We start from the raw sequence: 12,599 nt of genomic DNA on the forward strand, positions 1-12,599 counted from the left end.
AAAAGAATGGATGGTGAATATGGACAAAAAGTACTATAGAGTTTTAGAAATTGACAAAATACTAGGTATGCTTAAAGACAAGGCATCCTCGTCTTTGGGAGTGAATATAATTGAAAATCTAAATCCATTTTCTGATTACAATGATGTGAAACATGCTCTTCAGGAAACAACTGAGGCTCAATCCATATTGATAAAAAGAGGACACGTACCTATTCAAGGTATTCATGATATAATCAATCAAGCAAAAAGGGCGGAGATAGGTGCCACATTAGATCCTAAGAGTCTGATTATGATAGCTGATACGATGAGGACTACTAGAATCCTATCAAATATATTGAGTGGAGATATCAAGGTAGATAATTTTGGTAATGGTGCAAATTCAAATGATGAGGGTTCTTATGACAACAAATATCCAATAGTGAATTCTTTGGCAAATTCTCTATATATTCATAGAGATATTGAGGATGCAATTTTAAATGCAGTGGTTAGTGAAATTGAAATATCGGATAATGCTTCTAGTGAGCTTAGGAGTATCAGAAGGAGGATTGTTCAGAAGAATCAATCGATAAGGTCTAAATTAAACGGTATAATTTCCTCTGCAACGTATCAAAAGTACTTGCAGGATGCTATTATTTCTGTGAGAGGAGATAGATTTGTTGTTCCGGTAAAGGCTGAATATAGGTCTATGGTATCTGGCATCATTCATGACCAATCATCATCTGGGGCAACACTTTTTATTGAGCCGATGTCGATTGTAGAAATGAATAATGACCTAAGGCAACTAAAACTTTCTGAGAATGAGGAAATAGAGAGAATTCTTTCTGAGCTGTCGTCGATGGTCGGCGAAGTAAGCAGGGAATTGATAAGTAACCAAGAAATACTTGCCAAAATAGACTTTATATTTGCAAAGGGTAAGCTGTCTATTGCTATGAAGGGTATTGAACCGAAACTTAATGAAGAGAAGAAATTCAAAATCGTAAAGGGAAGACATCCTCTATTAGACAAGAAATCCGTTGTTGCGAATACAGTTGAATTGGGATATGATTATTCTACTCTGCTGATAACAGGACCTAATACAGGTGGTAAAACAGTCACTATTAAAATGATAGGACTCTTTGCATTGATGACTCAATGTGGTCTTCATATTCCTGCTGATTATGGAAGTAGTATGTGTGTTTACGACAATATTTTTGCAGATATTGGAGATGACCAGAGCATCGAGCAAAATCTTTCTACATTTTCATCACATATGACTAGAATCGTAAATATATTGGAAAATACAACTGAGGATTCCTTGGTTATTTTTGATGAGTTGGGAGCGGGTACTGACCCAGAGGAAGGTGCTGCGTTGGCTATTGCAATTTTGGAGCAAATCAGGAGTGTTGGAGCTTCTTGTATTGCAACCACACACTACAGTGAGCTGAAGAAATATGCTCTTGCAAAAAAGGATGTTGAAAATGCAGCTGTTGAATTTGATATGGAATCACTTTCGCCTACATATAGATTATTGATCGGAGTTCCAGGTAAATCAAATGCATTTGAAATTTCAAAAAAATTGGGTCTGAGTGAATTTACGATTGAAGAGGCAAAAAAATATCTAACATCTGAAGATATTGAACTGGAAGAAGTTCTACAAGGTGTGGAGAAAAATAGGTTGAAAATTGAAGAAGAACTCAAGATTGCCGAACAAAGTAGAGAAGAAGCCGAAAGATTGAAAAGTGAGCTTTTTGGAAAGTTGGAGAAGTTTGAGAAATCCAAAGCTAAGGCTATGGAAAATGCTCGAAGTGAGGCGTTTTCAATAATCAGGCAGGCAAAGGAAACGACTGATAATCTGATTAAAGAATTGAGAAAAATTGAACATGAAAGAGCCTCAAAGGAAAAGGATAGGAGAATTGATGAAATTAAAAAAGAAATTTCTCAATCTATGGGAAGCTTACAACCGAGTGTTGAAAGCATGGTTGTTCCGAAATTTTCATCAAGTGAAATCAAAAATTTGAAGCCTGGTGAGGATGTAAATATCATAACTCTTAGACAAGAGGGTACTGTTATTTCTTCTGATGATAAAAAGAAAGAAGCTGTTGTTCAGGTCGGAGTAATGAAAATGACATTACCATATAAATCTCTTAAAAAGATTTCAAAAAAGGAAAAAAGCACTGTGACCAAAGCCACAAGAAAAGTAATTAAATCCAAATCTGGGAATATTAAAAGAGAAGTGGATTTAAGAGGAATGAATCTTGAAGAGGCAATTTATGAAGTGGAAAAATACTTAGATGATGCGACGATGGCTGGTCATGATGAAGTGACAATAATTCATGGTGTTGGGACAGGTGTTTTGAAAAAGGGTATTACTGAGCTATTAAAGAAAAATCCTCACGTTAAATCCATGAGAAAAGGCGAATATGGAGAAGGCGGAATGGGTGTGACAATAGTTACAATTAAATAGATTTGCATAGTAATTACAATTAGATGGTTATTGGAGAATAAGAATGAAAGTAATAGTTTCGGGATGCTTGCTAGGAAATAATTGTAAATATAACGGTGGTAATAATTATAATGAAAATGTAGTTAAATTTCTGGAAAATAAGGATTATATTGTCATTTGTCCCGAAGAGATGGGTAAAATGAATACGCCTAGATTGCCATCAGAGATACAATTTTCAAAGACTGCTGATGAAGTACTTAGGTACGAAGCGAAGGTGCTGAATATAGAGGGTATTGACGTTACAAAATATTTTGTTGATGGAGCGAATATGGCTTTGGAAATCGCAAAGAAAAACAATTGTAAGCTGGCAATACTGAAGGATGGAAGTCCCTCATGTGGCTCAAATTACGTATATAACGGAAATTTTGAGGGGAAAAAAATAATTGGCAAGGGCGTTTGTGCGCATTTGCTTGAAAAAAATGGTATCGAAGTAATAAGTGAGTATGATGTGCTTTAGACGACGATAAAAAAACACCATTTGACCATATGTTGTCGCTGTAGCTTGAGTGAACGATAATTTTTATAAAATATTGATATTTCAACTTTGACAAAGCATATTCAAATATGATAGTATTAGTTTGGTATTTTGTAATATTTTGAGTGAAATAGTAGGAGGAAAAAATGATAGATTTTAAAGAAGTGATATCCGAGAAATTGGGAAATAACATAGATGTTTTAAAAAGTGATGAAATAAAGGCACTAATAGAGGTACCACCAAATAAAGAAATGGGAGACTATGCATTTCCATGTTTCAAGCTGGCAAAGGAATATAGAAAATCTCCAATGGCAATTGCAGAGGAAATTTCAAAGTCGATTCCAACTGGAGAAGTAATTTCAAAAGTAATAAATGTTGGTGGATATGTTAATTTTTTTGTGAATAAAGAAGCCTTGGCAAAAAAGGTTATTACACAGGTTTTGAGCGAAAAAAAGGATTATGGAAAGAGTAATATCGGTGAAGGTAAGAATGTTTTAATTGATTTTTCATCTCCTAATATTGCAAAACCATTCCATATTGGACATATTAGAACGACTGTAATTGGAAACGCATTGCACAAGATTTATGCCTCACAGGGATATAATACAGTTAGAATCAATCACCTTGGTGACTATGGGACTCAATTTGGAAAGCTGATTGTAGCCTACAAGCTATGGGGAAATAAGGAAGTAGTAGAATCTAGTCCTATAAAAGAATTATTAAAACTTTACGTAAAATTCCATGATGAGGCTGAGAAAAAGCCTGAAATGGAAGATGAAGCGAGAGCGTGGTTTACAAAGCTTGAAAATGGTGATGAAGAAGCCACTGAGTTATGGAGCTGGTTCAGAGAAGAAAGCTTGAAGGAATTCCAAAGAGTTTACGATTTGCTAGATATACAGTTTGATTCTTACGCTGGTGAAAGCTTTTATTCAGATAAGATGCAGTCTGTAATTGATGAATTAAAAGAAAAGAATCTTCTTGTAGAGTCAGAAGGTACGATGATAGTTGATTTATCTGATGAAAATTTACCACCTGCTCTGATTCAAAAGACTGATGGATCTACTCTTTATTTAACGAGAGATTTGGCAGCAGGATTTTACAGAAAGAAAACTTACGATTTCGAAAAATGTTTGTATGTAGTAGGTTCACAGCAAGAACTTCATTTTAGACAGTATTTTGCTGTAATTAAGAAAATGGGGTACGATTGGTACAAAGATATGGTACACGTTCCATTTGGTATGGTTGCTCTTGAAGAGGGAACAATGTCTACTAGAAAAGGAAGAGTTGTATTCCTAGAAGATGTCTTAAACCAGGCGATAGAAAAGACTAGAGAAATCATTATTGAAAAAAATCCAGAAGCAGGGGATATTGATAAGATTGCCAGAGAGGTTGGTGTTGGAGCAGTAGTATTCCAAGAGCTTTCAAATAGTAGAATAAAGGATTATACTTTTTCATGGGAGAGAACTTTGAGTTTTGAAGGTGAAACTGGTCCATATGTTCAGTATACTCATGCAAGATGTTGTGCAGTTCTTAGAAAGGCAAATCAAGTAGTAACTCCTGAGGTTAATTTCGACTTGATTTCTGATGAAGATTCTTCAGAGGTTTTAAAAGTTATTGAAACTTTCAATAAATCAATACTTCTTGCAATGAGCAAAAATGAGCCTCATATTGTAACAAGATTCGCTCTAGATTTAGCTCAGGCTTTTAACAAATTCTATCACAATAATCCAATAGTTGTTGAAGATGATGGTGTTAGAAACGCTAGATTAGCATTGGTTGAAGCAACTAGACAATCTCTAGAGAATGCATTGGCTATACTTGGAATAAATGCACCTGAAAAGATGTAAATTTAACAAATATATATTATTTCAGAACTTGATATAAGAAATAAATTATTGGTAAAATCTAATAAATAATTAGTAAAATAAAATAAATAGTTAGTGAATAAGGGTGATTTGATGATGAAATTAAGTTTGTTCATAAAAAATTCACATTAAAGTCAATTATTATTTAACAATATATAGTATACTTAAAGTAGGATGGAATGCGTGGAGGATCGACGTTGATATCCTACTTATATTTTTATAAAAATAAATAATTTTTTTGGAGGTATTATTATGGCAACTTTCTTAATAGGGTTAGTTATCCTTTTTGGTGGCGGATTGTTGTATGGTAAATTTGTGGAAAAAGTTTTCGGACCAGACGACAGACCAACACCAGCTGTAAGTATTAATGATGGTGTAGACTATGTACCTATGAAAAAAGGTAAGAATGCACTTATCGAGTTATTAAATATCGCTGGTACTGGACCAATTCTTGGACCTATACAGGGTATTTTATTTGGACCTATTGCTTTTATCCTTATTCCTATAGGATGTGTATTGGGTGGAGCAATGCATGACTATCTAAGTGGTATGATTTCTATTAGAAGTAATGGAAAGCAGATGCCTGCTTTGATAAAAGATCATCTAGGTGGAAAGGTTTACAAGGTATATAATATTTTTGTAATTTTCCTAATGATATTGGTTGGTGCAGTATTTATTTACACACCTGGAGACTTGATTGTTGTAAACATTTTAAAACAACAGTCTGTTGTCAACAATCCAGTTGTTTGGATAGTTTATGGATGTATATTTGTTTACTATTTGGCTGCGACATTATTCCCAATTGATAAGATAATTGGTAGAGTTTATCCAATATTCGGAGCTATCTTACTACTTTCTGCAGTTGGTATATTCTTCGGTTTATTTATCAAGGGATACAAGTTAGACAACCTAACTGCTGCTAATTTTGCTGGTGTTCATCCTGCAGGTTCTCCGCTTCTTCCAGTGTTCTTTGTAACTGTTGCTTGTGGTATCGTTTCTGGATTCCATTCAACTCAAGCTACGTTGATTGGTAGATCTGTAAGTGATGAGAGAGAAGGTAGACATACATTCTACGATATGATGATATTAGAAGGATTCATTGCTATGATTTGGGCAGCTGCTGCTATGGGAATTTACTATAAAGGAGTTCCAGCAGAATTAATAGGTAAGCCAGCTGTTATCGGTATGGTTGCAAATGATATGCTTGGAACAATTGGTGGATTCATTGCTGTTCTAGGTGTAATCGTATTGCCTATTACATCAGGGGATACATCTCTACGTGCTGCTAGATTGATGATTGCCGATGCAATCGGATATGATCAATCTGTTGCTAGAAATAGAGTTATACTTACAACAGCTATATTTATTCCTGTTATAGCTATATTGGTGTTTGCAAAGGTTAATGCACAAGGTTTCAATATCTTGTGGCAGTATTTCGCATGGGCAAACCAGACAATCGCAGTATTTGCATTTGCAATGATTTCATTGTACTTGTACAAACTTAAAAAGCCTTACTTGATAAGCTTGTTACCAGGTATGTTCTATATGTTTATAATATCTGCATACTTATTGGGTGCTAAGATTGGTTTCGGTTTACCACAGAATATAGCAAATATAATCGGTGTTGTACTTGCATTAGTTTATGCTGGATTGGTTATTAACACTGGTAAAAAGGCACTTTCAAATGTTGAAAGGCTAAGTGCTTAAATTTTGAATAGTTTAATTTAACATATTATGATACGACGTTGGTCGAGAGGATTTAGTAATCTGATTGACCAACGTCGTTTGTTTTTTGGCAAATATTTTCATATAAGAAGTCAAAATTTGCATTTAAATCCTATTAAGAAACAAAAAATTGCAAAAAAAATGAATTAAATTCTATTTTGTGTTATAATGATAATTAAATTTGGTATATATTGTAATAGAACAAATTATCAAATTAGTAATTAAGATTATATTTAATATAATTGATAGAGAAAAGTTGTACTTTGCCATTTAATGGTACATAGAAAGGATGTGTTATAATGACAGGTATTAAGGATGATAATAATCTAGAAAAAAATATAGAGGATATAATAGTTTATGGTGAATCAGTTGAAATGCCGATGATTCCGTTGAGAGGTATTTCTATATCTCCAAGCATTTTACAGTCGTTTGATATAGGAAGATTAAATTCTATCGAGAGCTTTGAACTTTCTATGATTAATGATGAAAAAATATTCTTGGTGAGTCAATTCGATTCTGCGGTTGAGGAGCCTACAATTGAAGATCTTTATACAATTGGTACAGTATGTAATATAAAACAAGTTATCAGAACCTCTGATACATCAATAAGAGTTTTAGTTGAGGGTGTAAGCAGAGCGAAACTGGATGAAATGTGGATAGATGAAAATGATGCTTGGATAGGAAGAATACTTCCAATATCATTTGATGAAGAAAAATTATCAGACGATAAGAGATTTACACTCGAAGCATATTCCAGAAAGCTGATAAAAGGTTTTGATGAGTATGTAAGTCTGGCAGTTGATATACCTTCAGATGCTGCGATGGAGTTAAATGATGCAGAGGGCTATTCGATGCTTGCAGATATTGTATCTTCAAGTCTATTTCTAAAATTTTCTGATAGACAGAAGGTGTTGGTCACTCTTGACATTGAAGACAGAATGAAGATGCTGTATGAACATCTCCTTGAAGAAATTGAAGTAATTAAAATCGACAAGAAGATTAATCAAGATGTAAGAAAACAGATGAACAAAATTCAAAAAGATTACTACTTAAGAGAACAGATGAAGGCAATCCAAAAAGAATTGGGCGAATCTGCTGGTGATGATGAAACAGGGGAATATCGTGAAAAGTTAAAAGAAATAAAGGTGTCAAAGGAAACCTATGAAAAGATAGAAAAGGAAATTGATAAATTTGAAAGGACTCCAATAGGCTCACCAGACTATAATGTTTCAAAAAATTATCTGGATGTGATATTTTCACTGCCATGGAATAATGAATCTAGAAATAGATTTGATATCAAAAAATCTGAAAAGATACTAAATGAAGACCATTTTGGCTTGGATGATGTAAAGGAAAGAATTTTGGAGTACTTGGCAGTCAGAAAACAATCGAAAAACCTAAAGGCGCCAATTATATGTTTGGCAGGACCTCCAGGTGTGGGTAAGACTTCAATCGCGAAATCCGTAGCAAGATCTTTGGGTAGACCATTTATCAGAATTTCTTTGGGTGGTGTTAGAGATGAGGCTGAAATAAGAGGTCACAGAAGAACTTATATAGGTGCAATTCCTGGTAGAATAATAAATGCGATGAAAGAAGCAAAGGCGAGAAATCCGGTTATTCTTTTGGATGAAATAGACAAAATGTCAAATGACTTCAAGGGAGATCCGACCTCTGCGATGTTGGAGGTTTTGGATCCAGAGCAGAACAAGTACTTTGTGGATCATTATTTGGAATTGCCATTTGATTTGTCAAAGGTATTGTTTGTGACAACTGCCAACGATTTGAGATCAATTCCAAGACCTCTTTACGATAGAATGGAAGTTATTGAAATCGAAGGGTATATCGAAGAAGAAAAGCTTGAAATTGTAAAGAGGTATATACTTAGAAAGCAGATAAAGGAAAATGGGCTAGCAAATAACTTCGTAACAATGGATGATGATGTGATAAAATTTGTGATAAGCAGGTACACTAGAGAATCAGGAGTTAGACAGCTTGAGAGAACAATCGGCAAAATCTGCAGAAAGGTTGTTAAGGAGATGGTAGAAAATCCGAAGCTAGAGCCTGTAAAAATCACAAAAGAATTGGCTGTAAAGTATTTGGGTTCAGAGAAGTTTAAAGAAGAACCTCTTGCATTGAAGCCTCAGGTTGGCGTAGTGAATGGTCTGGCTTGGACTGCTGTCGGTGGAGTTACTCTCGAGGTTGAAGTAAACGTAGTTCCAGGAAGAGGGAATATTGTTTTGACAGGGATGATGGGCGATGTCATGAAGGAGTCAGCTAAAACAGGAATTTCATATATTAGGTCTGTTGCCGATGTTTTGGATATAGATCAAGATTTCTATAAGGATAAGGATATTCATATACATATTCCTGAAGGTGCAACACCTAAGGACGGTCCATCAGCAGGTATCACTATGACATTGGCTACGATTTCTGCGTTGACTGATAGAGCTGTTCCAGGTAATATTGCTATGACAGGAGAAATAACTTTAAGAGGTAGAGTATTACCTGTTGGGGGGGTTAGAGAAAAAGTTCTAGCGGCATATAGAATGGGTATCAGAAAAATAATTTTGCCAAAAGATTGCAAGTCTGATTTGGATAGAATTCCAGAAAATATTAAAGATGATATAGAGTTTGTGCTAGTTGAGCATATGAATGAAGTTCTTGAGGTTGCGTTGATGGAGGATGATGGAAGCGGCGATAAACCAAGTAAGGCTACAAAAAAATCAGCAAAGGGAGCAAAAAAGAACGTGGCTGGTAAGTCTACATCAAAAAAGACTTCTGGCAAAAAAGAAAGTTTATCGGATGATGATAAATAAGCGCAATAGTTGAGTAGGAGAGAAAATGTCAGAAACAAAGATGAAAATTAGAAGCTCAGAAATTACAATGAGTGCTGTCAATAAAAAACAATATCCAAGTGAAGGTGTACCAGAAATAGCATTGGCAGGAAGATCAAATGTTGGTAAATCTTCGGTAATTAATGGATTACTAAATAGAAAGAATTTTGCCAGGACTTCTTCGACTCCAGGAAAAACTAGAACAATTAACTTTTATTTGATAAATAATGAATTTTATTTTGTCGATTTGCCTGGTTACGGATACGCAAGAGTATCAAAAACTGAAAAAGAAAAATGGGGCAGTATTATGGAAAGGTATCTAGAAGATAGAGAAGAATTATGTGCCATATTATTGTTGGTTGATGTAAGACACGAACCGACTGCCGACGATAAAATGATGTATGATTGGATCAAATACTTTGGATACAACTGTGTGGTTGTCGCAACGAAAGCGGACAAGATTTCGAGAGGACAGTATCAAAAGCATATTAGTGCCATTCGAAAGAAGCTGGAAATGCCAAAGGAGGAAAAGGTGATTGTGACGTCTTCATCAAAAAAAATTGGAATTGATGAATTATGGGATGAGATAGTATCTCAATATGAGGAGCATGGCTATACCATAACGTATGGCGAATAACATTGTAATAAATAACAATTTTCGTACTGACTTGGTATTGGGGATGTATGATATAAATAGCATTTTTTGTGCCGACTTTATGTTGGGTAGGTACGAAGTAAAAATTTATTGATCTGATTAAAAGATCTTTATTCCGTAGGTGAAAAAACTCGCCTACGGTTTTTTTATTCCAAATAATTTTGTGAGCTTTCCAATATTTTTGATGTTCAGATTTGAGCAATTAAATATCAAAAAATATTATCAAAAACGGTTTATAAAACAACTAAATCTGACTAATATATTGTGAGTAAGGAGTTGAATGTTGTGGAAAAAATTTTGACGTCGATTATTTCCGAAGATTTTGCGAGAAAAAACACTGTTTTTCCAGTTGAGCTTTCAGATAAAAAGATGACTGTGTATATGAAAAAATTTGATATAAATATCGTAAACAAGCTGAGATTAATGTCGAATAGAGATGTAATCATCATCGAAAAAAAGGAAGATGAGATAATGTTTCTAATAGACGAAAATTATCGTTCACAGAGAGCTGTAGATGGTGGTTCTTATGAAGAATTGTTTAATGAAATAATTGAAAAGGCATGTGAAAAAATGGCAAGTGATATTCATATTGAGCCATTTGAGTCTGAGGTAAGAATAAGATTCAGAGTTTTTGGAGAATTGTTATTCGAAAATAGAATTTCTATCAAGGACTACTATGGATTGATTACCATAGTGAAACTAAAGGCTTTGTGTGATATTACCGAAAAGAGGATTCCTCAGGATGGAAGATTTAGTATATCGTCTAAAAAATACGATATAGATATTCGAGTTAGTACAATTCCGACTGTTTATGGAGAAAAGATTGTGATGAGATTATTAGATCATAGAAATTTTCTCAGAAATAGAAAGGATTTGGGGTTTTCTGATAATGCCAACAAGAAAATAGACCAAATTATATCAAAAGAAAGTGGTATGCTTATTGTGTCAGGGAATACAGGAAGCGGAAAATCGAGTACGGTCTACTCCATACTCAATGAGCTAAACAAAAGAAATATTAATATTACTACCATTGAAGATCCAGTTGAATATAGATTGGATGGAGTTAATCAAATTCAAGTGAATATAAAGGCAGGAATAACCTTTGAAAATGGTTTAAGGGCGATTTTAAGGCAGGATCCAGATTGTATTGTATTGGGTGAAATAAGAGACTTGGAATCTGCTCAGATAGCCATAAGAGCTGCTGTGACAGGTCATTTTGTGATTGCAACACTTCATACGAGAGATGCGATATCGACGATATCGAGGTTAAAGGATATGGGAGTCGAAACCTTTATGATAAATGCTGCTCTTTCAGGAGTCATCTCTCAAAAATTGGTCAAGAAGAAACTCTTATCCAAAGCCTATAATGGAGAAGACAGAACATTGTTATATGAGGTTTTGGTGGTAGATGAAAAGATAAAATATGCAATAAAGCATGGAAAACATGATGATGAAATAAGGAAATTGGCATTAGAGAACGGGATGATAACATATGAAGATTCTATCAACGAAAAAAATTTCTGAAAAAGAATTATCGGTATTGTGTAGACAGATGAAAATAATGTACAACTCGGGGTGTGATATCATTAATATTCTCGAAGTAATTGCAAACTCTTCCTCTGAAAATTTGAGTAAGGCTTTGATGAGGGTAAAGAAAGGGATAGAAAGCGGAAAAAACATTACAGATTCCTTTAAGTATTCAAATTCTTTTAATAAATTTTTTATCTATATGATAAATGCAGGAGAAGTCAGCGGGAGAATTGATTACGTATTTGAGCAATTAAGCAATTACTATGATAAGGAAAACAAGCTAAAAAGAAAGCTAATGGGAGCGATGGTATATCCAATAGTATTGCTTATCGTTATGTTTTTTACATTTCTATTTATGTTGTTGTTTGTAATACCTAATTTTGAAATGGCTTTTGATTTTGATGGAATGAGTTTACCGATAGTCACGAGGTTTATCTTTTGGTTATCTAAATTTCTTCGTGGAAATCTACTGTTTATATTTGTATCAACAATGGCTGCTGTTTTCATACTTTACAGGCTTGTTTCTGACAGCGATTATTTTAAAGTCGTGTTTGATAGAAAAAAATTTGAGATTCCCAAGATAGGAGAACTGTTCAGACTAATTATTTCTGATAAATTCAGTAGAGTTCTTTTTATACTGATGTCGAGTGGAGTGTATATAGGAGAAGCATTAGAGCTGGCAGTTCAAATATTAAATGATTCATATGTGGAGAAAAGGTTGATTTCAGCAAAAACAAGGATAGAGCAAGGAAATGGAATATCTGAATCTCTGAAGTTTACTGGGTTGTTTCCGGATATGTTTATATCCATGATATTATCTGGAGAAGAGTCTGGAAATTTCGAAGAGAGTCTTAGACTTGTCAGTGAATATTATTCAAATGAACTTGATTTGAGGTTGGAATATTATGTGAAGATGATAGAACCATTGATGATTGTAATAGTTGGGATTATAGTTGGAATAATGGTAATTGCGATACTATCTCCTATGTTCGAGCTAATTTCGACTATTCGTTAAGTATATTGAGGAGAATGA

Annotated in this window: 8 protein-coding genes; all 8 read left to right on the forward strand. The window is 34.1% G+C overall.

What is annotated here, in order from left to right:
* Nucleotides 1–19: 19 nt before the first annotated feature.
* Nucleotides 20–2,443: an endonuclease MutS2 gene (locus FYJ71_RS00715; RefSeq protein WP_154536939.1), complete on the forward strand. Its 2,424-nt coding sequence runs from the start codon at nt 20–22 to the stop codon at nt 2,441–2,443.
* A 43-nt stretch (nt 2,444–2,486) separates the two neighbouring features.
* Nucleotides 2,487–2,939, forward strand: a complete 453-nt coding sequence (locus FYJ71_RS00720; RefSeq protein WP_154536940.1) for a DUF523 domain-containing protein — start codon at nt 2,487–2,489, stop codon at nt 2,937–2,939.
* A gap of 164 nt (nt 2,940–3,103) precedes the next feature.
* The gene (argS, locus tag FYJ71_RS00725; protein ID WP_154536941.1) at nt 3,104–4,804 is read left to right on the forward strand and encodes an arginine--tRNA ligase; all 1,701 of its coding nucleotides are present in this window, start codon (nt 3,104–3,106) and stop codon (nt 4,802–4,804) included.
* A gap of 270 nt (nt 4,805–5,074) precedes the next feature.
* Nucleotides 5,075–6,529 carry a carbon starvation CstA family protein gene (locus FYJ71_RS00730; RefSeq protein WP_154536942.1) on the forward strand — a complete coding sequence of 485 codons (1,455 nt, stop codon included), beginning with the start codon at nt 5,075–5,077 and terminating at the stop codon, nt 6,527–6,529.
* Between the two features lie 392 nt (nt 6,530–6,921).
* Entirely contained in the window at nt 6,922–9,363 is a 2,442-nt protein-coding gene (lon, locus tag FYJ71_RS00735) for an endopeptidase La (protein ID WP_235899059.1), read from the forward strand.
* A 40-nt stretch (nt 9,364–9,403) separates the two neighbouring features.
* Entirely contained in the window at nt 9,404–10,018 is a 615-nt protein-coding gene (yihA, locus tag FYJ71_RS00740) for a ribosome biogenesis GTP-binding protein YihA/YsxC (RefSeq protein ID WP_154537511.1), read from the forward strand.
* A 303-nt stretch (nt 10,019–10,321) separates the two neighbouring features.
* Nucleotides 10,322–11,560: a GspE/PulE family protein gene (locus tag FYJ71_RS00745; RefSeq protein ID WP_328597730.1), complete on the forward strand. Its 1,239-nt coding sequence runs from the start codon at nt 10,322–10,324 to the stop codon at nt 11,558–11,560.
* On the forward strand, nt 11,529–12,581 hold the full coding sequence (locus FYJ71_RS00750; protein ID WP_154536944.1) for a type II secretion system F family protein: 1,053 nt from the start codon (nt 11,529–11,531) through the stop codon (nt 12,579–12,581). Before FYJ71_RS00745 ends, FYJ71_RS00750 begins: the two co-directional genes overlap by 32 nt.
* Nucleotides 12,582–12,599 lie beyond the last annotated feature (18 nt).

The sequence above is a fragment of the Peptostreptococcus porci genome, assembly GCF_009695815.1.
Taxonomy (GTDB): domain Bacteria; phylum Bacillota; class Clostridia; order Peptostreptococcales; family Peptostreptococcaceae; genus Peptostreptococcus; species Peptostreptococcus porci.

Excerpts from the sequence above, each read along its gene's own strand:
- argS (WP_154536941.1), top strand. The coding sequence starts at position 3,104 with ATGATAGATTTTAAAGAAGTGATATCCGAGAAATTGGGAAATAACATA.
- FYJ71_RS00750 (WP_154536944.1), top strand. The coding sequence starts at position 11,529 with ATGAAGATTCTATCAACGAAAAAAATTTCTGAAAAAGAATTATCGGTA.
- yihA (WP_154537511.1), top strand. The coding sequence starts at position 9,404 with ATGAAAATTAGAAGCTCAGAAATTACAATGAGTGCTGTCAATAAAAAA.
- FYJ71_RS00720 (WP_154536940.1), top strand. The coding sequence starts at position 2,487 with ATGAAAGTAATAGTTTCGGGATGCTTGCTAGGAAATAATTGTAAATAT.
- FYJ71_RS00715 (WP_154536939.1), top strand. The coding sequence starts at position 20 with ATGGACAAAAAGTACTATAGAGTTTTAGAAATTGACAAAATACTAGGT.
- FYJ71_RS00730 (WP_154536942.1), top strand. The coding sequence starts at position 5,075 with ATGGCAACTTTCTTAATAGGGTTAGTTATCCTTTTTGGTGGCGGATTG.
- lon (WP_235899059.1), top strand. The coding sequence starts at position 6,922 with ATGCCGATGATTCCGTTGAGAGGTATTTCTATATCTCCAAGCATTTTA.